This is a genomic window from Microbacterium istanbulense (assembly GCF_037204145.1).
Classification (GTDB): domain Bacteria; phylum Actinomycetota; class Actinomycetes; order Actinomycetales; family Microbacteriaceae; genus Microbacterium; species Microbacterium istanbulense.
On the sequence record NZ_JBBDGN010000004.1, the window covers coordinates 1 to 21,855 of the forward strand.

Here is a 21,855-nt window from a genome sequence, read left to right on the forward strand (position 1 = left end):
CGTTAACGGCAGCGGCCGGCGGACTCGCGCGTTCGGGTGCTCTCAGCCAAGCGCCGACCATCTCGTTGGATGAGGCCCTTGACCTGCATGCCGCTTTCCGTCCGGAGCTGCGCATCCCTCTGCTCTGCATGCTTGGTGAATCCGCGCTGTCGGAAGCCCGGATCGACCTCGCGGCGCAGTTTCTCCACGTGATGCCCGCACCGGTGGAGCTGTTCGGCGGAATGCATCCGTTCCTGCCATTCGTACACGCGTTTCGTGCTCGCGTCCGGCTGTTCGCCGGTGATGTCATCGGTGCTGCGCACGAAGCGGAGGCGGGAATGGCACTCGACGTTCCCCCGTCCGCGCGGCTTTTTCTCTCTGCCACCCTGACCTTCATCGCCGCCGCGGGTGGTCGGCGCACGAGGGCGCGAGCTGGCGTGCGCAGCATCCTGGCATCCGACCTGTCACCGACGAACGCCGCGTTGAGCGGCGTCCTGCTGCTTGCCGCATATGCCGCCGATCTCGACAACGACACCACGACGGCCGCGCGCGCGGTCCTGCGCGCCGCTGTCAGCGCCGACTTCGCGCGTATTCGCACGGTCGATCGCGGCTGGGCGCTCGAAGTGCTCACCCGCGTGGCGCTGGACGAGGGGGACTTCGACGCGGCGCGAGCGTGGCTACTGCGGGCGATGCCGTTCGTCGATCACCCTATTGGCGGGCCCACAGTCGACCGAATCATCAGCCGGGTGGCGCTCGCAGAGGGAGACGCGCAGGGCGCGCTGCTCGCGGCAGAACGCTCGGTACGACGCGCACGCGAGCGTGGCCGAGAGTTCGAAGCCGTCGCTGCCGAACTGCTCGTCGGAAAGGCGCGGATCGCGCTGCAGGAGCGCGGTGAGGCCACCCGTCACTTCGAACAGGTCGTCGCTCGCACCGATCCTGCCGGCTTCGCCTCGGTGCGTGCGTCCGCCGCGCGCGAGCTGCGCGCGATCGGTCGCCGGCTGCCGCCCGCAGCACACCACGGCTGGGAAGTCCTCTCGCCACGGGAACGACAGATCGGACTGCACATTGCGGCAGGACTCAGCAACGCTGACATCGCCGCGATCGAGTACCTCTCTGAGCACACTGTGCGCATCCACGTCTCCCGTGTGCTGCACGCCTTCGGCGTCGCGACGCGGGCCGGCGTCGCGGCGGCTCTGGGCGGACGCTTGGGTGACGATGTCCCGCGCCCGGGGCTCACCGGACGGCAGTGGCAGGTCGTCGAGCTCATCGTGGCCGGGTCGACCAATCGGGCGATCGCCGACCAGTTGGGGGTGAGTGAGTCCACCGTCGAAAAGCATGTGGGAGCGGTGCTGCAGCGGTGGGAGCTCCCGTCGCGCGCGGCGATTGCGGGTGCGGCATCCGGTTCCGGTCAGCGCCGCAGTCTGCGTTGAAGCTCCGTCGCCGTCTCACGCAGGGCCGCGACCGCGCGCTCGGGGTCGAGCTCCCGCTCAGCCGACCAGGTGACCGCGGCCGCCGCCACCGGCCAGCCCGAGGCATCCTGCACCGGCACACCCACGGAACGGAACGCGGCCGTCACCTCGCCGTCCTCGCTCGCGTAGCCCGAGCTGCGCACCGCCTGCAGGATGCTGCGCAACTCGCTCGGACGCGTGGGTCCGTGCCCGGTGCGCTCGGTGAACGCGGCCGCATCGGGATACAGCGCACGCACCTGACTGGCAGGCAGCGCTGCCAGCATGGCCCGCCCAGTGGCGGTGAGGTGCGCCGGCAGTCGCACGCCCACCTCTGTCACCAGCGCGGGGCGGCGAGCCGCCCGCTCCTCGACGATGTACAGCACGTCGCGCCCGCTCATCACCGCCAGGTGCGCGCTCTCGCCGAGCCGGTCGACCAGCGTGGCCAGCAACGGTCGGCCGAGCCGCGCGAGCGGCTCCTGTCGGGCATAGCCGCCGGCGAGCTCGAACGCGCTCGTGCCCAGACCCCAGCGCCGCTCTTGCGGTAGGTGCACGACGAACCCATGCTCCTCGAGTGTGGCGAGCAGGTGATAGATCGTCGAGCGGGGGATACCCAGATCGCGAGCCAGCGCGGAGGCGGCGACCGGTGCCGGCCGCCGGGCCAGGTGGCGAAGGATGCGCAGGGTGTGATCGGCCGCTGGCACTTGCGGGCGGCTCCCGACACCGTCGGTATTGTCTGAGATCACAGACACAGTCTGCCATGCGGCATCCGATCGCGCGCCGAGACGGTGTGGAATCGAAGTATGCAGATCACCACCCCCGTCATCGTCGGCGCGGCGACCCTGTCGCCGGCCGATGTCGTCGCCGTCGCTCGCCATCACGCCCCTGTCGTCATCGCCGACGAAGCGCGTGAGCGGGTGATCGCCGCCCGTGCCGTGATCGACGGACTCGCCGCAGACCCGCATCCGCACTACGGGGTCTCCACCGGTTTCGGTGCCCTCGCGACCACGTTCATCGCGCCCGACCGTCGCCGCCAGCTGCAGGTCAGCCTCATCCGCTCCCACGCGGCCGGCACCGGCCCCGAGGTCGAGACCGAGGTCGTGCGCGCCCTGCAGCTGCTGCGCCTGCAGACCCTCGCCTCGGGTCACACCGGTGTGCGCCCCGTCGTGGTCGACACCTACGCCGCCATGCTCAATGCCGGCATCACGCCGATCGTCCGTGAGTACGGCTCGCTCGGGTGCTCCGGGGACCTTGCCCCGCTCTCGCACGTCGCATTGGCGGCCATGGGGGAGGGCGATGTTCGTGACGCCGCCGGCGTCTTGCAGCCGGCATCCGAGGCGCTCGCGTCCGCCGGCATCGAGCCGCTCGTGCTCGTCGAGAAGGAGGGGCTCGCCCTCATCAACGGCACCGACGGGATGCTCGGGATGCTCGTGCTTGCCCTGCACGACCTCGAGACTCTCGTCACCACCGCCGACCTGTCCGCCGCGATGTCGATCGAGTCGCAGTTGGGCACGGATGCCGTGTTCGCCGCCGACCTCATGGCACTGCGTCCGCAGCTGGGACAAGCGGCATCCGCGGCGAATCTGCGCGCCTTCCTCGGCGACTCGCCCATGGTCGCCAGCCACAAGGGGCCTGACGACGGGCGCGTGCAGGACGCCTACTCGCTGCGTTGCTCGCCGCAGGTGCACGGCACCGCGCGCGACACCATGGCCCACGCCACGATGATCGCCGAACGCGAGCTGGCATCCGTCATCGACAACCCTGTCATCACTTCCGACGGGCGCATCGAATCCAACGGCAACTTCCACGGCGCGCCCGTGGCCGCCGTGCTCGATTTCCTCGCGATCTCGGTGGCCGACGTCGCCTCTGTCTCCGAGCGTCGCACCGACCGCGCGCTCGACCCGGCCCGCAGCCACGGCCTGCCGCCGTTCCTCGCACACGAGGTGGGGGTCGACTCCGGGCTCATGATCGCCCAGTACGCGGCGGCAGGCATTGTCTCGGAGCTCAAGCGACTGGCCGCGCCGGCATCCGTCGACTCCATCCCGTCATCCGCCATGCAGGAGGACCACGTCTCGATGGGATGGGCGGCCGCACGCAAGCTGCGTCGCGCGATCGATGGGCTCACGCGCGTCCTCGCGATCGAGATCCTCACCGGCGCCCGCGCCCTGGATCTGCGCGCCCCGCTGCAGGCAGGACCTGCCACCGGTGCCGTGCGCGATCTCGTCCGCACCGTCGCCGCCGGACCCGGCCCCGACCACTTCCTCTCACCCGACATGGAGGCCGTCACCGAGCTCGTCCGCTCCGGTGCCGTCCTCGCCACTGCGAAGGAGCACGCGAATGTCTGACCTCACCCGCACCGTCCGCGCCGCCCGCGGCAACGAGCGCACCGCCAAGAGCTGGGGTGCCGAGGCCGCCAAGCGGATGCTGATGAACAACCTCGACCCCGAGGTCGCCGAACACCCCGAAGACCTCGTCGTCTACGGCGGCACCGGTCGCGCCGCCCGCAGCTGGGAGGCGTACGACGCGATCGTGCGCACGCTCGACGAGCTCGAACCCGACGAGACGCTGCTCGTGCAGTCCGGCAAACCGGTCGGCGTGTTCCGCACCCACGAGTGGGCGCCGCGTGTGCTCATCGCCAACTCCAACCTCGTCGGTGACTGGGCGAACTGGCCCGAGTTCCGCCGCCTCGAGGCGCTGGGTCTGACCATGTACGGGCAGATGACCGCAGGGTCGTGGATCTACATCGGCACCCAGGGCATCCTGCAGGGCACCTACGAGACGTTCGCCGCCGTCGCGCGTTCGCTCGGCCGCGACTCGCTCCGCGGCACGCTCACCCTCACCGGAGGCGCGGGCGGCATGGGCGGCGCGCAGCCGCTCGCCGTCACACTCAACGAGGGTGCCGTGCTCATCGTCGACGTCGACGAGTCGCGTCTGGCGCGACGGGTCGAGCACGGCTACCTCGACGAGTACACCACCGACCTCGACGAAGCCGTCGCACGTGCCGTGGCCGCGAAGGATGCCGGTGAGGCGCTCTCCGTCGGCGTCGTCGGCAACGCCGCGGAGCTGTTCCCCGAGCTGTTGCGCCGCGGTGTGCCGATCGACGTGGTGACGGATCAGACCAGCGCTCACGATCCGCTGGCGTACCTGCCGGTCGGCATCGCCTTCGACGACTGGAAGGCGGAGGCCGAGCGTGATCCCGAGGAGTTCACCCGCCGCTCGCGGGAGTCGATGGCCGCGCATGTGGCCGCGATGGTCGCCTTCCAGGATGGCGGCGCCGCGGTGTTCGATTACGGCAACTCGATCCGTGCCGAGGCAGAGCTTGGCGGCTTCGACCGTGCGTTCGCCTTCCCCGGCTTTGTACCGGCGTACATCCGTCCGCAGTTCGAGGAGGGGCGCGGGCCGTTCCGGTGGGCGGCGCTCTCGGGCGACCCGGAGGACATCTACAAGACCGACCGGGCGATCGCGGAGCTCTTCCCGGAGGATGCCGCGCTGCACCGGTGGCTGGAGAAGGCCGGCGAGAAGGTGCACTTCGAGGGGCTGCCCGCCCGCATCTGCTGGCTCGGCTACAAGGAGCGTCACCTCGCCGGGCTGAAGTTCAACGAGATGGTCGCCTCAGGCGAGCTGAAGGCACCGATCGTCATCGGCCGCGATCACCTCGACTCGGGTTCGGTCGCCTCTCCGTACCGTGAGACCGAGGCCATGAAGGACGGCTCCGACGCGATCGCCGACTGGCCACTGCTGAACGCGCTGCTGAACACGGCATCCGGGGCATCCTGGGTCTCGCTGCACCACGGCGGCGGCGTCGGCATCGGGCGCAGCATCCACGCCGGTCAGGTCACCGTCGCCGACGGTACGCCGCTGGCCGCGGAGAAGCTCGAGCGCGTGTTGACCAATGACCCCGGCACCGGCGTCATGCGCCATGTGGATGCCGGCTACGAGCACGCCAAGGATGTCGCCCGCGAGCGCGGCCTGAAGGTGCCGATGCTCTGACGCCCCTCCGCCGCCAGACCCATGTCCCACTTTCTGCTGTTATGACCCCGGTTTGACAGCAGAAAGTGGGACATGCTCTGCAGAAAGTGGGACACGTGGGGCGGAAAGTGGGACAAGGATGAGGGGTGCGGCGGATGAGGGGTGCGGAGGGTGAGATGGGTGGGCGGATGCTGATCACGAACATCGGTGAACTGACGACGAACGTCGCGGCGGGCGACGACCGCAGCGGCACGCGCCACGATGCTGCGGTGCTGGTCGATGACGGGCTCATCGTCTGGGTCGGTGACGCCGCCGACGCTCCCGCGGCGGAGGAGATCGTGGATGCCGGGGGGCGAGCCGTCATCCCCGGTTTCGTCGACAGCCACAGCCACCTCGTCTTCGGCGGCGACCGCGCCTCGGAGTTCGAGGCGCGCATGGCAGGCCAGAAGTATGCCGCCGGCGGCATCCGCTCCACCGTCGCCGCCACCAGAACCGCCTCCGACGACGACCTGCGCGAGCGGTTGCAGGGCTTCCTCGCCGAGATGCTCGCCCAGGGCACCACCACGGTCGAGATCAAGAGCGGCTACGGGCTCGACGTCGCGACCGAGGAGCGCCTCGTGCGCCTGGCCGCCGAGGTCACCCCCGAGGTGACCTTCCTCGGGGCGCACGTCGTGCCCGCCGAGTACGCCGATCGCGGCGACGACTACGTCGACCTCGTGATCGGACCGATGCTCGACGCCTGCGCGCCGCACGCGAAGTGGGTCGACGTGTTCTGCGAGACCGGCGCCTTCACCGTGGAGCAGTCCCGGCGCGTGCTCGAGGCGGGCATCGCCAAGGGGCTCGCCCCGCGCGTGCACGCCAGCCAGCTCGGCCCGGGCGCGGGCATCCAGCTGGCGATCGAGGTGGGGGCGGCATCCGTCGACCACGGCACCTACCTGACCGAGACCGACATCGCCGCGCTCGCCGCCTCGGACACTGTGCTCACCCTGCTGCCCGGCGTGGAGTTCTCGACCCGCCAGCCCTACCCCGACGCGCGGCGGCTGATCGACGCCGGCGTGACCGTCGCGCTTGCCTGTGACACCAACCCCGGCTCGAGCTTCACCTCGTCGATGCCGTTCTGCATCGCCGTCGCCGTGCGTGACATGGGCATGACGACCGCCGAGGCGGTGTGGGCGGCGACCGCCGGGGGAGCGGCCGCACTGCGCCGCGATGACGTGGGCGTGATCGCCGCAGGCATGCGCGCCGACCTCGTGCTGCTCGATGCCCCGACCCGCGTGCACCTCGCCTACCGGCCAGGGGTGCCCCTGGTCGCCCAGGTGTGGAAGGACGGCATCGCCCGCCTCGAGTGACGACCCCGGTGCCGGCAGGCCGGGGTAGCGTGGGGTGATGACTCGCATCACGATCTTCGGCGGCCGCGGCAAAGTCGCCCGTCTGCTCATCCCGCTGCTCGCCGCCCGCGGCGACGAGGTCTCCGCGGTGATCCGTGACGACACCCACGCCGACGAGCTGCGTGCGCTCGGCGCCACGCCCGTCGTGTTCGACATCGAACGCGAGACGCGCGGCGGCGTCGCCCGCATGCTGGAAGGCCAGGATGCCGTTGTCTGGTCGGCCGGTGCCGGAGGCGGCGACGCCGAGCGCACCATGGCGGTCGACCGTGACGGGGCGATCCGCTCGATGGACGCAGCCCGCGATGCGGGCGTTGCGCGCTACGTGATGGTGTCCTACTTCGGATCCTCACCCACGCATGGCATCGACGAAGCCGACGGGTTCTTCGCCTACGCCGAAGCGAAGGCCGCGGCCGACGCGCACCTGCGCCGCAGCACCCTGGACTGGACGGTGCTCGGCCCGAGCCGCCTGACGCTTGCCGAACCCACCGGTCTGATCGACGCCGAGGCGGATGACTCCGGTGAGGTGTCGAGGGGAAACGTGGCGCTGGTCGTCGCGCAGACCCTCATCGAGCCGGCCACCATCGGCCGCACGATCCGCTTCAACGACGGCACCGTGCCGATCGCCGAGGCGCTGCGCGGCTGACGCAGCGCTCGCCGGGTAGCCCCGCGGTCAGCGCGCCGCGAGGCCGGCGAGCATCTCCAGCACGCACAGCGCCGTGAGTCGCACCGTCCGCCCATCAGGTGTGTCGGTGGTGGCATCCACCTCGACGAGGTCGGCGCTGACGACCCGGGCATCCGACGTGACCGCACGGGTCAGTGCGCGCAGCTCCCACGCCGCCAGGCCCCCGGGTGCGCTCGCCGGGCACCCGGGTGTCACGGCGCGGTCGCACACGTCGACGTCGACATCCAAATGGATGCGGGCGTCGGGGCCCGCACCGGCGATCTCGAGTGCCTCGGCGACGACGTCGTCAATGCCGCGTCGACGCACCTCATCGAGGGTGATCACGCGGATGCCCCAGTCGAGGGCGCGCTGCGCGTAGGCGACAGAGTTGGTGAAGTCGGAGATGCCGATCTGCACGATCCGCGTCGGATCGATGCGCTCGCCGTCCGGTGCGTCTTCGACGAGCCGGCGCACGGGCGATCCGTTGGAGACGCCGTCGCGCAGGTCGAAGTGCGCGTCGAACGTGATCAGACCCGTCGCCCGTGCGCCCCGCGCGACGCCGTACGTCACCGAGTTGTCGCCTCCGAGGGCGATGACGAACGCCGGTTCCAGCCCCCGCACGCGAGCGACGACGGCAGCGACACCCTCGTCGCCGTCCGGCTCCGCGACATCCCCCGCATCCCGGATGCGCAGCACGGCGTTCAGATCCACCGGCGGCGGACCCATCAGCGTGGGGCTGTACCGGGCCAGCGCCTCGCGCACGGCGGCAGGCGTGGCGTGCGCCCCCGTCGGGGAGAGCGAGGTGCGCCACGCGGGAACGCCGAGGATCGCCGCATCGGCATCCGCGTCGGCATCGAAGGCGGGCCAGCCGCCGGCGCGCGGCCAGAGCGGGTCGTGGGAGAGGGCCATGTCAGACTCCGGGGATCAGGGCATGAGCGACGGCGAAGATGGCCAGCCCGGCGAGGGCGCCCACGATCGTGCCGTTCAGGCGGATGTACTGCAGGTCGCGACCGACCATGAGCTCGATCTTCTCGGTCGTCTCGGCGGCATCCCACCGCTCGACCGTGTCGGTGATGATCGACGCGATGTCGTGCCGGTAGCGGTCGACGAGGAAGACCGCGGCCTCGGTCGCCCACCCATCCACGCGTCGCTGCAGCCCAGCATCAGACTGCAGGCGCCCACCGATGTCGACGAGGGCGGCCACAGCGCGCCGGCGCAGACCGCTGTCCGAGTCGGCGAGCGAATCGAGCAGCCCGGCCTTGGCGGTGTTCCACACCTGCGCGGCGAGCTCTCCCACGCGGGGACTGTCGAACACGCCGGCCTTCGCGCGCTCGAGGCGGGCCCGCATCTCGGGATCGTGCTGCAGGCCATCGGCCAGGCGTGCCAGGTAGCCGTCGATCGCCAGCCGGGCCGGATGCTGCGGATCGGCCTGCACAGCGCGGATGAACTTCACGGCCTCGTTGTAAGCGGTCTCGTCGACGAAACGGTGCGCCATGCGCGGCACCCAGGACGGGAGGCGGCGCGAGATGAGTCCCGTGAATGCGGTGGCGTTGGCGTCGAGCCACGTGTGGATGCTGTCCACGGCGAGGTCGACGGCGCCGCGGTGCGCGTCCGCCTCGACGATGCGCTCAAGCCACGCTCCCGCAGGCGGCCCCCACTCGGGGTCGACGAGGTGCTCCCTGGCGAGGTCGGCGATGAGGTCGCGCACATCGTCATCGCTGAGCGCACGCAGCACGGCGGACGCGATCGCGGAGCCCTCGGTGGCCACCCGCTCGGCGTGCACGGGCTGCGACAACCAGTCGCCCAGGCGCTGCGCGACCGCCGTCGTCGAAACCTTCTCGCGCACTACCTCGGACGAGAGGAAGTTCGTCTCGACGAACTCGCCCAGCGACCGACCGATCTCGTCCTTGCGGTTGGGGATGATCGCGGTGTGCGGGATGGGCAGACCCAGCGGATGCCGGAACAGGGCGGTCACGGCGAACCAGTCGGCCAGAGCGCCGACCATGCCACCCTCGGCGGCCGCCCGCACGTAGCCCAACCACGGGTAGCGCCCCTGCAGCCAGAAGGCGATCACGAAGATGATTGCCATCACGATCAGTGCCCCCAGGGCAACGGCCTTCATCCGGCGCAGTCCCCGCAACCGCTCTTGATCGGCGGGCGAGAGCAGCGCCATCGGCGTACGCGACATGCCCTCCATCCTGTCACGGCGACTACGCTCTAAGAGTGATCGAAGACATCAAGAAGCGGGCGCTGCATCGCGCGAGCATCCTCGAGGGTCAACTGCGCGGCGTCACGCGGATGATCGAGAACGAGGAGTACTGCATGGACATCATCACGCAGTCCCGTGCCATCCAGAAGTCGCTGGAATCGCTGAACCGCCTGCTGCTCGAGAACCACCTGCGCACGCATGTCACCCACATGTTCGAGGACGGCGGCGAGCAGCGCGAGCAGGCCGTCGAGGAACTCATGAAGGCGTTCCAGTTCGACGCAAAGTAGCCGACTATCCGTTGCGGGCTCTGACCTTTGCAACGGATATCGTCGCAAGATCGCATCCGATCTTCGCATTTCGCTGTACCTCCTCGCCTCGCTGCGATTGACTGGCGACAGTCAGATCTCACCGTGGAGGTTTCATGACCGATTCCGCACCGTCGCATTCCGCCCCAGATACCCGCACCGGGGGCGTGCAGATCGAGGGCATCACGAAGACGTACGGCGATGCCGTCGCCGTCGACGACCTCTCCCTCACGGTCGAGCCGGGGGAGTTCCTCTCGCTGCTGGGCCCGTCCGGCTGCGGCAAGACCACCACGCTGCGCATGATCGCCGGCTTCGAGTACCCGGATGCCGGCGACATCCGCATCTCCGGGCGCAGCGTGCTGAGCCTGCCGCCCTACAAGCGTGAGGTCAACACGGTCTTCCAGGCCTACGCGCTCTTCCCGCACATGACCGTCGCCGAGAACGTCGCCTACGGCCTGCAGCAGCGCCGCGTGCCCAAAGCAGAACAGCGCGAGCGGGTCATCGCTGCCCTCGACATGGTGCAGCTGCGTCGGTTCGCCGACCGCAAGCCCACCCAGCTCTCGGGTGGTCAGCAGCAGCGCATCGCGCTCTCCCGCGCGCTGATCAACCGCCCCAGCGTGCTGCTGCTCGACGAACCGCTTGCGGCGCTGGACCGGCAGCTGCGCGAAGAGATGCAGGTCGAACTCAAGCTGCTGCAGGCCCGGCTGGGCACGACATTCGTGTTCGTCACGCATGACCAGGGCGAGGCGCTGTCGATGAGCGACCGGATCGCCGTCATGCGAGCCGGTCGGATCGAGCAGTTGGATGCCCCGGAGCGGGTGTACGCCGCGCCGGCCTCCGCCTACGTCGCCTCCTTCATCGGACAGCAGAACTTCCTGCGCGGCACCGTCGCCGCGCAGGGGAATGCGGTCGAGACGACCGCCGGGGTCGTCGAGGGGCGCTGGGGTGACGCCCGGGTCGACCCCGGACGCCCAGCGGTCGCGGCGATCCGGCCCGAGTTCATCCGTCTGCAGCCGGCCGCCTCATCCGGTGCGGGCATCGACGGTCGCGTGCTCAGCGTGTCGTACCTCGGCGAGATCCTGCAGGTCGTCGTCGGCACGACCGACGGCCAAACCGTGCTCGTGCGCACCCCGGCCCCCACCGCCCCCGACGTCGCCGTCGGCGACGACGTGCGCTGCGCCTGGTCGCCCGCCGACGTGCGGCTCTTCGCCGACGACGGCATCCCCACCACCGCCACCCATGTGATCACCCTGCCCGAACCCGCTCGTACCTGAAGCAGGGGCCCGCCCGGCAGAGCGGGCCCGAGAAGACGCACGAAGGAGTGCACTCATGAACGACGCCAGCATTCGCATCCTTGCCGACAGCACCATCGCCCCTGTCCTGCGGCACCAGCTCACCCGCCGGGGCTTCATCGGCACGATTGCCGCGGTGGGCGCTGCGGGCATCCTCACCGCCTGCTCGCCCGGCGGCCAGGGACTGGGGCAGCCTGCGCCGGGAGCCACCGGCGGCACCGTCGAAGACTCGCTGTCGATCTACAGCTGGGGCGAGTACGACGCCCCCGAAGTCATCGAGGCCTTCACGAGCGACAGCGGGGCGAAGGTCGTCATGGACACCTTCAGCTCCAACGAGGAGATGATCGCCAAGCTCGTCGCCGCGAAGGGCACCAGCGGATTCGATCTCGTCGTGCCCACCGGCGTGTTCATCCCGCAGATGATCGAGAACGGCCTGCTCGCCAAGCTCAACCTCGACCTCATCCCGAACATCGAATACATGGACCCGGCCTTCCTCGGCCGGGCATGGGATCCCAAGAACGAGTACTCCATCTGCAAGGCCTGGGGCACCACCGGATTCGTCTACGACAAGACCGTGATCACCCGTGAGCTGAAGACCTGGGCCGACTTCATCGACGCCGCGCAGAACGAGGCCTCGGGCAAGACCTCGGTGCTCGACGACCCCGCACCGCTCGGCGGCATCTACTACTGGGCCAACGGCATCGACTGGAACACCACCGACCCGGCCGACCTGGACGCGTGCGAGAAGTTCCTCGTCGAAGAGCTTGCACCGCACATCTCCGCCTTCGACTCCTACCCGGGTGGGGCGGCGATCCCGCAGGCCTCGCACGTGCTCATGCAGTCATGGAACGGCGACGCGCGCATCGGCATCCTCGAGTCACCCGACCCCGACCGCTGGCAGTGGGTGCTCGGCGCGCCCGACACGGAGCTGTGGATGGACAACTGGGCGCTCGCCGTCGGCGCGCCGCACCCCGAGGCGGCGCATGCGTTCCTCAACTTCATCCTCACGCCGGAGAACCAGCTCGCTCAGGTCGACTACATCGGGTACGACACCGGTGCAGCCGGCATCCGCGAGGCCGCCGAGGAGGCCGGTGTCGAAAAGCTCGACATGGTCTTCTTCGACGAGGCGCAGGTGAAGACGATGCACGAGGGCAAGGTCACCGACGCGCAGACACGCGTGGTCGAGATCTGGAACAAGACGAAGGCCGCCGCGGGTGCGTAGTCCGCGGTTCGGGCTGGCCGTGCCCGCCTGGGCCTGGCTGCTCATCTTCTTCGTCGCGCCGATCGCGATGGTGGTGTGGTTCAGCTTCGGGTACAAGCCCGGCATCTTCGGCACCCATGCCAATGACGTGCTGTCCTTCGATCGGTACCTCGAGGCGCTCTCGCCGACGTTTTTCACGACGTTTCTGAACACGCTGTGGATCGGTGTGATCGGCACGCTGCTGTGCCTGCTGATCGGTCTTCCCGTCGCGTACTGGATGGCCGTCAAGGCGCCGCCGTCGCGACGAGGTCTGCTGCTGGCGCTTGTGATGGTGCCGTTCTGGACCAACTTCCTCGTCCGCACCCTGGGCTGGCAGGTGGTCCTCTCGCCCGAGGGGTGGCTCTCCACCGCGCTGCAGGGCATCGGTCTCACCGACGGGCCCCTCGAGATCCTCTACACCAGGGGCGCCGTGCTCATCGGCGTGGTCTACAACTACCTGCCGCTGATGATCCTGCCGCTGTTCGTCGCCTTCGACCGCGTCGGCACGCCCCTGCGCGAGGCCAGCAAAGATCTCGGCGCCAGCGCGGTGACGACGTTCCTCCGGGTGACGGTGCCGCTGGCCCGTCCCGGCATCATCGCCGGGGTGCTGCTGGTGTTCATCCCGCTGATGGGCGACTACATCACCGCGACCGTGCTTGGCGGGGCACAGGGCAACATGATCGGCCAGCTCGTGGCCAGCCAGTTCGGCACCGCGCAGAACTGGGCGCTCGGCTCGGCGATGGCGGTGCTGCTGATCCTCGTGATCATGGCGACCATCGGGGTCGCTGCCCTCATCCTGTGGCTCGTGTCGTACCCGTTCCGCGCCCGCAACCGCCTCGTCCTGGGAGAGTCCGCATGAGCCGCGCACGCGCTGCCGGCCGCACCGGCGACCGTCTGCTGACGATCTGGGCGGTCGTGGTGTTCGCCTTCCTGTTCCTGCCGATCGTGGTGATCATCCTCTCGTCGTTTAACTCGGGCCGCCTGCTCGTCGCATGGGACGGCTTCAGCCTGGCGCCGTTCGCGGCGCTCGTGGAGAAACCGGCGATCCGGGACGCGGTGATGGTGTCTCTGCGCACCGGACTCATCGCCGCACTGCTCGCCTCGCTGCTGGGGACCCTGGCCGGGATCGCGATGGCGCGCCGGCCGGGCCGATGGGTGTGGTGGTTCCTGGGTCTGTTGCTGCTGGTCTCGGTGACCCCCGAGATCGTCGACGCGATCGCCCTGCTGCCGTGGATGGTGTTCCTCGGGCAGGACCTCGGTATGGCGATGTTCAACGACGGCACCGTGCGCCTGGTGATCGGCCATTCTCTGTTCTCGATCGCGATCGTCTCGTACATCGTGCGCGCCCGCCTGGTCGGTCAGGATGCCCGCCTCGAAGAGGCATCCGCCGATCTCTACGCGACCCCCGCCCGCACGTTCTGGAAGGTGACGCTGCCGCTGGCGATGCCGGCGGTGCTGGCAGGCTTCCTGCTGTCGTTCACGCTGAGCCTCGACAACACGGTCGTCTCGGCGTTCGTGCAGGTCTCGGGCACGACGCCCTGGCCGGTGTATGTGCTCAGTTCACTGCGGAGCGGCCTGCGGCCGGAGATCGCCGCCGTCTCGACGGTGATGCTGCTGTTGACGCTCGTCGCTCTGGCGCTCGTCGCGCTGGTGCTCAAGCGGGCCGGCGACTCGGCCACCGATATCGCGCGCACGATGGGAGGTGGTTGAAATGGCGCATGCCGACCTGATCTTCGCCGGCGGCGCGTACGGCGGCCGCGTCTTCCGCTCCGATGCGTCGCGCGGGCGTGGGGACGCCGTCGCGGTTCGCGATGGTCGCATCGTCGCCGTCGGGGTGGATGCCGCGGGTCTGATCGGCCCGTCGACCGAGGTGATCGACCTGGACGGGCGGCTGCTCGTGCCCGGATTCCAGGATGCGCATGTGCACCCGCTCTGGGGTGGTCTCGACATGCTGCGCTGCGACCTGTCGGAGCTGGCGACCGAGGAGCAGTACCTCGCTCGGATCCGCGCCTACGTCGCGGAGCATCCGCACGACGAATGGCTGCTCGGCGGCGGCTGGCAGATGTCGGCGTTCCCCGGAGGCACACCCACCGCAGCTGCACTCGACCGGGCGGTCGCCGACCGGCCCGCCTTTCTGCCCAACCGAGACGGGCACGGGGCATGGGTGAACAGCAAGGCGTTGGAGCTGGCCGGGATCACGCGGGACACGCCTGACCCGGAGGACGGGCGGATCGAGCGGGATGCCGAGGGGCATCCGACCGGCACCCTGCACGAAGGTGCCATGGGGCTGGTCAATCGTCTCCTTCCGCCCGAGTCGCCGGCTCGGCTGCGCGAGGCGCTCGCCGTCGGGCAGCGGTACCTGCACTCGTTCGGGATCACGGCCTGGCAGGATGCCATCGTCGGCACCTCCTACGGTGATGCGGGTGACCCTTTGCCGGCGTATCTCGCGGCGGCTGCGGCGGGGGAGCTCACCGGCCGCGTGGTGGGATCGCTGTGGTGGGACCGCGCGCGGGGGCTGGAGCAGATCGACGATCTCGTCGCCAAACGTGACGCCGGCCGGGTCGGCCGCTTCGCGGCCACGAGCGTGAAGATCATGCAGGACGGCGTGGCCGAGAACTTCACCGCGTCGATGCTGGAGCCCTACTGCGACGGGCACGGGCACCTCACCGACAACTCCGGCATCTCGTTCGTCGAGCCCGAACTGTTGAAAGAGGCAGCGGCGCGCCTGGACGCGCTGGGCTTCACCCTGCACTTCCACGCGATCGGCGATCGCGCCGTGCGGGAATGCCTGGACGCCGTCGAAGCGGCTCTGCGCCGCAACGGACCGCGCGGAAACCCGCACCACATCTCGCACATCCAGGTCGTGCACCCCGACGACGTGCCCCGGTTCCGCAGGCTCGGGGTGACGGCCAACATGCAGATGCTGTGGGCGACGCTGGAACCGCAGATGGTCGACCTGACCTTGCCGTTCCTCGGCGAGCCGCGCGCGGGCTGGCAGTATCCGTTCGGTGATCTGCTGCGGTCCGGTGCTGCGCTCGCCGCGGGCAGCGACTGGTCGGTGTCGACGCCGGATCCGCTCGCGGCCATCCACACGGCGGTGAATCGTCGCTCGGCGCCCTCGCAGTGGGAGGGCGACTACCCGCCGTTCCTGCCCGAGCAGGCGATCGATCTGGGCACCGCGCTGCAGGCGTACACCGCTGGGTCGGCGCGGGTGAACAGCCTGCCCGAGACCGGCACGATCGGGGTGGGAATGCTGGCCGACCTCGCCCTGCTCGACCGCGACCCCTTCGACGGTCCGCCCGAGGAGATCGGGAACACGCGCGTGCTCGGCACCTGGGTCGAGGGTGAGCGGGTCTACGCGGCCGAGTGAGATCTGGGGCGCTGCGACAGGCTCAGCGACCCACCCGGAGGCCACGCGCGGCTGGGCCTAGCATGGGGCGCATGACTGTTCTGACTCCCACGCATCTGGCCGGACACGTTCTCGCGATCGACAGCGACGAAGACATCGTGCGCGCGTTCGCGCTGCGTTCGGCAGAGGGTGGCCGCCGGTTCGAGATCCGCTACAGCGGCAGCATTCTCGAGGAGTACGGCCTCATCGTCGACCATGAACAGCCGTCGCTGGTCGTTGCGCGAGCTGTCGACACCGGCGAGGAGATCGTGCTCTTCGATGCCGCGCGGCACGGCTATGACGCGATGTTCGTCGAGGAGTATGACAGCGACGAGTTGGCGGAACGCGTCGCCGACACGCTGCTCGAGCGCGACGGTGTCGCCGTGTTCGAGGTGGAGATCGCTGTCGTCGACAACATCGACTGGGACGATGAAGAAGACGACTTCCGTGACGAGGAAGGTGTGCTGCGGCTCATCTCGGGCGAGGAGATCAGCCCGGAACGGCTGCGCGCCGACGGTTTCGATGCGCTCGGTATCACCGTGATCAGCCCCGATGGCATCCGCTACGAGGTCGTCTCCGAAGAGCTGGCCTGAGCGTCCTTCGTCTCGTCGCTGCGCTCCTCGCTCAGGAACCGGGGCTTGGTCCCTGAGCGAGCGGAGCGAGACGAAGGGTGCGGCGCTTCGACAGGCTCAGCGACCCAGATTCTCCGGTCCCTGAGCGAGTGAAGCGAGACGAAGGGTCAGAGGATGCGGGCGGCCTCGCTGAGCACACCGCGCAGGATGTCGCCGATCTCGCGGAACTCCGCCGGCCCCACTGTCAGCGGCGGCGCGAGCTGGATGACGGGGTCACCGCGGTCATCCGCCCGGCAGTACAGCCCGGCGTCGAACAGCGCCTTCGAGAGGAACCCGCGCAGCAGCCGCTCGGACTCATCGGCGTCGAACGTCTCGCGGGTGGCCTTGTCCTTGACGAGTTCGATCCCGAAGAAGTATCCGTCGCCGCGCACGTCGCCGACGATCGGCAGGTCGAGCAGCGTCTCCAGTTCCGCCCGGAACAGGGGCGAGTTCTCGCGCACGTGCGCGTTGAGCCCCTCCTCATCGAAGATCGCGAGGTTCTCCAGCGCGACCGCCGCCGACACCGGATGCCCGCCGAACGTGTACCCGTGCGGGAACGTGACATCCCCGTGCGAGAACGGTTCATAGATGCGGTCGCTGACGACCGTCGCGCCGATGGGGGAGTAGCCGCTCGTCATGCCCTTGGCGCAGGTGATCATGTCGGGCACGAACCCGAGGCCCGTGCACGCGAAGGTGTGGCCGAGCCGGCCGAAGGCGCAGATCACCTCGTCCGAGACGAGCAGCACGTCGTGCCGGTCGCAGATCTCTCGTACCCGCTGGAAGTAACCAGGGGGCGGCGGGAAGCATCCGCCCGAGTTCTGCACCGGTTCGAGGAACACGGCGGCGACGGTGTCGGCGCCTTCGAACAGGATCATCTCCTCGATCCGGTCGGCCGCCCAGCGTCCGAAGGCCTCGAGGTCATCGGCCGGCGCGCCCATCTCGGCGGCGCGGTAGAAGTTCGTGTTCGGCACCCGGAACCCGCCAGGGGTGACCGGTTCGAACATGGCCTTCATCGCCGGGATGCCGGTGATCGCCAGCGCGCCGTGCGGAGTGCCGTGATAGGCGACCGCGCGCGAGATCACCTTGTGCTTGGTGGGCTTGCCTCGCAGCTTCCAGTAATGCTTGGCGAGCTTGAACGCGGTCTCCACCGCTTCGCCGCCACCGGTGGAGAAGAACACCCGGTTGAGGTCACCCGGCGCCTCGTCGGCGAGCCGGTCAGCCAGTTCGATAGCTGCCGGGTGGGCGTAAGACCACAGCGGGAAGAACGCGAGCTCCTCGGCCTGGCGAGCAGCAGCTTCAGCGAGGCGCCGACGACCGTGACCGGCGTTCACGACGAACAGGCCGGCGAGGCCGTCGATGTACTGCTTTCCCCCGGCATCCCAGATGTGGTGCCCCTGCCCCTTGACGATCACGGGCACTCCGGAGGTCTCCATCGTCGACTGACGGGTGAAGTGCATCCAGAGGTGATCCTTCGCTTTCCGCTGCAGTTCCGTGTCCATGCTTCGATATTGACATCGAGGAATAGTCAGAGCAACAGAATGCGAAGAAGGGCGGAGATTTTCCGACGGATGCCGTCGTTCAGGTGCCCAGTGGACCGAGCCACGCCGAAGCGGCTGTGGAGTGTGCGGACTCCGGGTCGGAGGGGTGGAACATCCCGGCGAGCACGTCGCGATACAGCCGGGAGAGCTCGTTGCTGCTGAAGTACGAGCCGCCACCGCCGGTGAGCATCGCCTGATCGGCGACGTGCTTGGCCATCGTCACGGCGCGGTGCTTCACGCCGGACAGCAGGGTGAACCAGCGTGCGCCGTGATCGACCTGAGCGTCGACCTCGCGGGCCAGGGCGGCGATCTGCGGGGGCAGGGCATCGTAGGCGAGGGCCATGTCGGCGATGCGCCAGCGGATGTCGGGGTCTTGGCTGTAGGCCGTGCCGGTCTTCTTGGATCGGCGCTTCTGCACTGCCGCGACCGAGAGGTCGAGTGCGCGCCGCGCGATGCCGGTGTAGACGGATGCCAAGAGGATCTCAAAGACGCTGAAGATGCCGAACACGATCGGGTCGGGATTCGGGCCGGGGTCGATTCGGCGCACGACATGATCGGGTGCCGCCACGGCGCCGTTCAGGCGGGTGGTGCGGCTCTGCGTACCGCGCATTCCGAGCGTGTCCCAGTCGTCGCTTGTGACGACGGCATCCGTCCGGTCGACGAACGCGAACACGAGCTTCGGGGCATCCGCGCTGGTGGTGTCGAGGCCATGCAGGCCGAGTTTCGTCCACACCGGCGCCAGCGACGTGAAGATCTTGGTGCCGGTGAAGGCGTAGCCGCCGTCGGGCTGGGGTGCGGCATCCGTGTCGCTGCCGAAGAGGACGAGGTCGTTGCCGCCCTCGCTGATGCCGAATGCGAAGACTTCGCCGGCCACGGCGCCGTCTTGCACGAACTCCAGGCCGGGAACGCCGCGGTCGCTGAACACCTTCGCCACACCCGTCCAGACCAGGTGCATGTTGATCGCAAGCGCTGTCGCCGGCGAGGCGGTCGCGAGGCGCTGCTGCAGAATCGCGGCCTGTTCGAGGCTGAGCCCTGCGCCACCGCGCTCGGCGGGCACGAGGATCGACAGATACCCGGCGGCGCGCAACTCATCGAGGTCGGCCTGCGGAAAGGTGTTCTCGCGGTCGTGGATCGGCGCGCGCTCCCGGATGCGGTCGAGCAGGTCGTCGGGCAGATAGGTGGCCGGGTCGAAGTCGGTCATCGCAGGGCTTCCAGGATCTGCTCCACGGTCGCCTCGGGCTTGTCTCGGTGCGGCGAGTGGCCCGCTCCGGTGACGATCGACATCGTGATGACCGGGTTCTTCAGCACCTCATCGGCGAGATCGCCCGTGAAGATGCTGTACTCCTCGGGGTCGGCGCCCACCACGTGCGTGGGCACCGTCAGGCGGGCGGCTGCCTCGCGCACATCCCAGGGCTGGTTCTGGGCGCTCGTCTCCTCGACCGCCCAGGCGCTCGCGCGGCGCACGGCGTCGACCTTGAGCTCCACATCCTGCGGGTGCCAGTGCGGGTGCTCGGCGCCGACACTCTCGACGTTCGGTTCGGTGAAGGCGCGCTCCTGGCTGCGGCGGATGATGCCCGCGTCGCGCCCGGCGATGTGGATCGCCGGGTCGATGAGCACGAGGCGGCGGGTCCAGTCGGGGTCGGCTGCGGCGGCGACGGTGGATGCCGCGCCGCCGAGGGAGTGGCCGATCACGGCATCCCACGCGCCTCCTCGTTCCGGGCGGACAGCCGCGACATCGGCGGCATACGCGGCGACGGTGTAGTCCAGCGCGCGCGGGGCATCCCCGTGCCCGCGCAGGTCGACCGCGACAGCGCACCATCCGGCATCCGCCAGGGCGGTGCCGATGCGCCACATGAGGGCCGCAGAGGAGCCGAGTCCGTGCACGAGCAGGACGGTCTTCGTGGACGCGGGATCACCCCAAGTGAGGCGGGGCAGGACGAGCGGAGCAGGCATGTGATCAGCCTATGACTGCGCCGCGCCTTTCACGCAGGCGTGACCGGTACCGCTTCGGTGTCGGGGAGCGGACTTGGATCGCGGTGGCGCAGATCGGGGAACGCCTTCACGCAGGCGACGGCCACGAGGAAACCGGCACCGGCGAACAGCGCCGCGGCCGCATAGGCGCCGGTGGGGCCGCCGAGATCGATGAGGATGCCGGCCACGGCGGAGCCTGCCGCGGCGCCGATCAGCTGGCCGGTGCCCGCCCAGCCGAACGCCTCGGCGGTCTCGCTGAATTTCACACTCGCGGTGGTGATCGCGAACAGCACAGCGAGCGCGGGCGCGACGCCGATCCCCGCGAGCAGTAGCGTCCCGCCGATCCAGAAGATGTTGAGAGAGACCATCGTCAGGCCGAGGCCGACGGTGACGATCAGCATCCGACGTGCCATGGCCCACGGGCCGATCGGGATGTGTCCGAAGGTGAGACCGCCCGCGAGGCTGCCGATGGAGAAGACGGCGAGCACGAGGCCGGCCTCCAGGCCGCCATGACCGAACGTCGCCACCACGCCGACCTCGACGGCCGAGCACGCGCCGATCAGCAGGAAGCCGAGGATGGTCGCCAGCATCACCGGCGGCTTGAGCACGACGCGGCCGAAGGCCCGACGGCTGCGCGGGATGCGAACGCGGCCGAGTTCGGGGGCCGAGATGAACCAGATGCCACCGCCCACCATGATCGCTGCGACGAGCAGCAGCCCCTGCGTCGTGCCGACCTGGGTGGAGACGACCGTGATGACGACCGGCGCGATGATCCAGATGATCTCTTGCAGGGAAGCGTCGAGCGAGAACAGGGGGGTGAGCTGGCTGGAGTTGACGAGCTTGGGGTAGATCGTGCGCACGGCCGCTTGCACCGGAGGGGTGGAGAGACCCGCGAGCAGCGCGAATGCCATGTACCCGGGCAGGGTCAGGGGCAGCAGGGCCAGGCAGAGCACCGCGGCGACGCACACCGTGAGGGTCAAGGTGAGCACGCGACGCATGCCCCACGCGCCCATCCATCGGCTGGTGACGGGGCCCGCGGCGGCCTGACCGACGGATGCTGCAGCCAGCACGAGTCCGGCGGCACCGTAGGAGCCGGTCTGCTGCTCGACATGCAACAGGATGCCCAGAGAGGTCATCCCATTGGGGAAGCGCGCCACCAGTTGCGCGGCGATCATGCGCGCGACTCCGGGTGTGCGAAGAAGGTCCCGATATCCCGCCACCAGACCACGCTACAGCCACCGCCGCGGGGGTCGCGAGTGAGCGGATGCGGCGACACGCCGCGACACGCCGGGAGGTGTTCTCCACAGGAAATCCGATGTCGGAGGCCCGGCGTAGCGTGCGCCCTGTGGATGGATCACGACGGGGGAGCGAGCTCCCGCGAAATCCTGCGGTTCGTGGGGGTGCGGCAGGCCGCCGCGCCTGTGGAAGGAACCGTGGACAAGCTGTGTTGAACGTGTGGAGAGCTGTTGAAAACTACACGGATGTAACTACTACCCCTTGTGGTCACTTCCAATGTCCGTACCCATATGTAGTATTGAACTCCCGGCGGGGGTTTGCCGGAGAATCATCAGGATCCGAGGGGAAGAAGAGACATCACCATGTCGATCACCGTCTACACGAAGCCTTCATGCGTGCAGTGCAACGCCACGTACCGCGCCCTCGACGCCAAGGGCATCGAGTACGAGATTCACGACCTCTCTGAGGACGCTGACGCGCTCGAGCAGGTCAAGGCGCTGGGCTACATGCAGGCGCCCGTCGTCGTCACCGACGAGGGCCACTGGTCGGGCTTCCGTCCCGACAAGATCGACGAGCTCGCCGCTCGCCTGGCTTAGTACTTCGACAGGCTCAGTAACCCAGGA

General features: G+C 69.3%; 20 protein-coding genes. 13 read left to right on the forward strand and 7 right to left on the reverse strand.

Going from position 1 to position 21,855, the window contains the following annotated elements; translation table 11 throughout:
- A partial coding sequence (locus WDU93_RS05665; protein ID WP_337318485.1) for a LuxR C-terminal-related transcriptional regulator occupies positions 1–1,409 on the forward strand: 1,409 nt, incomplete at its 5' end.
- On the opposite strand, the gene WDU93_RS05670 is transcribed toward WDU93_RS05665, so the two are convergent.
- Positions 1,388–2,176 (reverse strand): IclR family transcriptional regulator, encoded by a 789-nt coding sequence (locus WDU93_RS05670; protein ID WP_337318486.1) that lies wholly within the window; start codon positions 2,174–2,176, stop codon positions 1,388–1,390. The two genes, WDU93_RS05665 and WDU93_RS05670, sit on opposite strands and share 22 nt — an antisense overlap.
- Before the next feature lie 51 nt (positions 2,177–2,227).
- Here WDU93_RS05670 and hutH point away from each other — a divergent pair, with 51 nt between their 5' ends.
- From hutH to WDU93_RS05690, 4 genes are all read left to right on the forward strand, one after another.
- Positions 2,228–3,769, forward strand: coding sequence for a histidine ammonia-lyase (gene hutH / locus WDU93_RS05675; protein WP_337318488.1), 1,542 nt, complete (start codon positions 2,228–2,230; stop codon positions 3,767–3,769).
- Complete coding sequence (hutU, locus tag WDU93_RS05680; protein ID WP_337318490.1) at positions 3,762–5,414, forward strand: urocanate hydratase; 1,653 nt, start codon at positions 3,762–3,764, stop codon at positions 5,412–5,414. The genes hutH and hutU overlap by 8 nt, the downstream gene beginning before the upstream one ends.
- A 167-nt stretch (positions 5,415–5,581) precedes the next feature.
- Entirely contained in the window at positions 5,582–6,742 is a 1,161-nt protein-coding gene (gene hutI / locus WDU93_RS05685) for an imidazolonepropionase (RefSeq protein WP_337318491.1), read from the forward strand.
- A gap of 37 nt (positions 6,743–6,779) precedes the next feature.
- The gene (locus tag WDU93_RS05690) at positions 6,780–7,424 is read left to right on the forward strand and encodes an NAD(P)H-binding protein (protein WP_337318493.1); all 645 of its coding nucleotides are present in this window, start codon (positions 6,780–6,782) and stop codon (positions 7,422–7,424) included.
- A gap of 27 nt (positions 7,425–7,451) precedes the next feature.
- Here the strand turns inward: WDU93_RS05690 and WDU93_RS05695 are convergent, their stop codons facing one another.
- Entirely contained in the window at positions 7,452–8,351 is a 900-nt protein-coding gene (locus tag WDU93_RS05695; protein ID WP_337318494.1) for an arginase family protein, read from the reverse strand.
- A gap of 1 nt (position 8,352) precedes the next feature.
- The gene (locus WDU93_RS05700) at positions 8,353–9,630 is read right to left on the reverse strand and encodes a DUF445 domain-containing protein (protein ID WP_337318496.1); all 1,278 of its coding nucleotides are present in this window, start codon (positions 9,628–9,630) and stop codon (positions 8,353–8,355) included.
- 35 nt (positions 9,631–9,665) lie between these two features.
- Here WDU93_RS05700 and WDU93_RS05705 point away from each other — a divergent pair, with 35 nt between their 5' ends.
- The 7 genes from WDU93_RS05705 (at position 9,666) to WDU93_RS05735 (ending at position 16,469) form a co-directional block, all read left to right on the forward strand.
- On the forward strand, positions 9,666–9,938 hold the full coding sequence (locus tag WDU93_RS05705) for a metal-sensitive transcriptional regulator (protein WP_337318498.1): 273 nt from the start codon (positions 9,666–9,668) through the stop codon (positions 9,936–9,938).
- 134 nt (positions 9,939–10,072) lie between these two features.
- The gene (locus WDU93_RS05710) at positions 10,073–11,230 is read left to right on the forward strand and encodes an ABC transporter ATP-binding protein (protein WP_337318500.1); all 1,158 of its coding nucleotides are present in this window, start codon (positions 10,073–10,075) and stop codon (positions 11,228–11,230) included.
- Between the two features lie 55 nt (positions 11,231–11,285).
- Positions 11,286–12,470 (forward strand): polyamine ABC transporter substrate-binding protein, encoded by a 1,185-nt coding sequence (locus tag WDU93_RS05715; RefSeq protein WP_337318502.1) that lies wholly within the window; start codon positions 11,286–11,288, stop codon positions 12,468–12,470.
- Positions 12,463–13,347 carry an ABC transporter permease gene (locus WDU93_RS05720; RefSeq protein ID WP_337318503.1) on the forward strand — a complete coding sequence of 295 codons (885 nt, stop codon included), beginning with the start codon at positions 12,463–12,465 and terminating at the stop codon, positions 13,345–13,347. The genes WDU93_RS05715 and WDU93_RS05720 overlap by 8 nt, the downstream gene beginning before the upstream one ends.
- A complete protein-coding gene (locus WDU93_RS05725; RefSeq protein WP_337318505.1) occupies positions 13,344–14,198 on the forward strand; it encodes an ABC transporter permease in 855 nt (284 codons plus the stop codon). The genes WDU93_RS05720 and WDU93_RS05725 overlap by 4 nt, the downstream gene beginning before the upstream one ends.
- A 1-nt stretch (position 14,199) precedes the next feature.
- Complete coding sequence (locus WDU93_RS05730) at positions 14,200–15,858, forward strand: amidohydrolase (RefSeq protein WP_337318507.1); 1,659 nt, start codon at positions 14,200–14,202, stop codon at positions 15,856–15,858.
- 71 nt (positions 15,859–15,929) lie between these two features.
- Positions 15,930–16,469 (forward strand): hypothetical protein, encoded by a 540-nt coding sequence (locus tag WDU93_RS05735; RefSeq protein ID WP_337318509.1) that lies wholly within the window; start codon positions 15,930–15,932, stop codon positions 16,467–16,469.
- Between the two features lie 146 nt (positions 16,470–16,615).
- Here WDU93_RS05735 and WDU93_RS05740 read toward each other — a convergent pair whose 3' ends face one another.
- The 4 genes from WDU93_RS05740 to WDU93_RS05755 form a co-directional block, all read right to left on the reverse strand.
- The gene (locus WDU93_RS05740) at positions 16,616–17,986 is read right to left on the reverse strand and encodes an aspartate aminotransferase family protein (protein WP_337318511.1); all 1,371 of its coding nucleotides are present in this window, start codon (positions 17,984–17,986) and stop codon (positions 16,616–16,618) included.
- Between the two features lie 79 nt (positions 17,987–18,065).
- A complete protein-coding gene (locus WDU93_RS05745; RefSeq protein ID WP_337318513.1) occupies positions 18,066–19,226 on the reverse strand; it encodes an acyl-CoA dehydrogenase family protein in 1,161 nt (386 codons plus the stop codon).
- Complete coding sequence (locus WDU93_RS05750; protein ID WP_337318515.1) at positions 19,223–19,978, reverse strand: alpha/beta fold hydrolase; 756 nt, start codon at positions 19,976–19,978, stop codon at positions 19,223–19,225. Before WDU93_RS05750 ends, WDU93_RS05745 begins: the two co-directional genes overlap by 4 nt.
- 29 nt (positions 19,979–20,007) lie before the next feature.
- The gene (locus WDU93_RS05755) at positions 20,008–21,216 is read right to left on the reverse strand and encodes an MFS transporter (RefSeq protein WP_337318516.1); all 1,209 of its coding nucleotides are present in this window, start codon (positions 21,214–21,216) and stop codon (positions 20,008–20,010) included.
- A 378-nt stretch (positions 21,217–21,594) separates the two neighbouring features.
- Here WDU93_RS05755 and nrdH point away from each other — a divergent pair, with 378 nt between their 5' ends.
- A complete protein-coding gene (gene nrdH / locus WDU93_RS05760) occupies positions 21,595–21,828 on the forward strand; it encodes a glutaredoxin-like protein NrdH (protein ID WP_337318518.1) in 234 nt (77 codons plus the stop codon).
- Positions 21,829–21,855: the final 27 nt, after the last annotated feature.

What these genes read in the sequence shown, in the direction of transcription:
- WDU93_RS05745 (WP_337318513.1), bottom strand. Translation starts at nt 19,226, where the DNA reads ATGACCGACTTCGACCCGGCCACCTATCTGCCCGACGACCTGCTCGAC.
- WDU93_RS05715 (WP_337318502.1), top strand. Translation starts at nt 11,286, where the DNA reads ATGAACGACGCCAGCATTCGCATCCTTGCCGACAGCACCATCGCCCCT.
- WDU93_RS05695 (WP_337318494.1), bottom strand. Translation starts at nt 8,351, where the DNA reads ATGGCCCTCTCCCACGACCCGCTCTGGCCGCGCGCCGGCGGCTGGCCC.
- WDU93_RS05750 (WP_337318515.1), bottom strand. Translation starts at nt 19,978, where the DNA reads ATGCCTGCTCCGCTCGTCCTGCCCCGCCTCACTTGGGGTGATCCCGCG.
- WDU93_RS05690 (WP_337318493.1), top strand. Translation starts at nt 6,780, where the DNA reads ATGACTCGCATCACGATCTTCGGCGGCCGCGGCAAAGTCGCCCGTCTG.
- WDU93_RS05710 (WP_337318500.1), top strand. Translation starts at nt 10,073, where the DNA reads ATGACCGATTCCGCACCGTCGCATTCCGCCCCAGATACCCGCACCGGG.
- WDU93_RS05700 (WP_337318496.1), bottom strand. Translation starts at nt 9,630, where the DNA reads ATGTCGCGTACGCCGATGGCGCTGCTCTCGCCCGCCGATCAAGAGCGG.
- WDU93_RS05725 (WP_337318505.1), top strand. Translation starts at nt 13,344, where the DNA reads ATGAGCCGCGCACGCGCTGCCGGCCGCACCGGCGACCGTCTGCTGACG.
- nrdH (WP_337318518.1), top strand. Translation starts at nt 21,595, where the DNA reads ATGTCGATCACCGTCTACACGAAGCCTTCATGCGTGCAGTGCAACGCC.
- hutH (WP_337318488.1), top strand. Translation starts at nt 2,228, where the DNA reads ATGCAGATCACCACCCCCGTCATCGTCGGCGCGGCGACCCTGTCGCCG.
- hutU (WP_337318490.1), top strand. Translation starts at nt 3,762, where the DNA reads ATGTCTGACCTCACCCGCACCGTCCGCGCCGCCCGCGGCAACGAGCGC.
- hutI (WP_337318491.1), top strand. Translation starts at nt 5,582, where the DNA reads ATGCTGATCACGAACATCGGTGAACTGACGACGAACGTCGCGGCGGGC.
- WDU93_RS05730 (WP_337318507.1), top strand. Translation starts at nt 14,200, where the DNA reads ATGGCGCATGCCGACCTGATCTTCGCCGGCGGCGCGTACGGCGGCCGC.
- WDU93_RS05735 (WP_337318509.1), top strand. Translation starts at nt 15,930, where the DNA reads ATGACTGTTCTGACTCCCACGCATCTGGCCGGACACGTTCTCGCGATC.
- WDU93_RS05740 (WP_337318511.1), bottom strand. Translation starts at nt 17,986, where the DNA reads ATGGACACGGAACTGCAGCGGAAAGCGAAGGATCACCTCTGGATGCAC.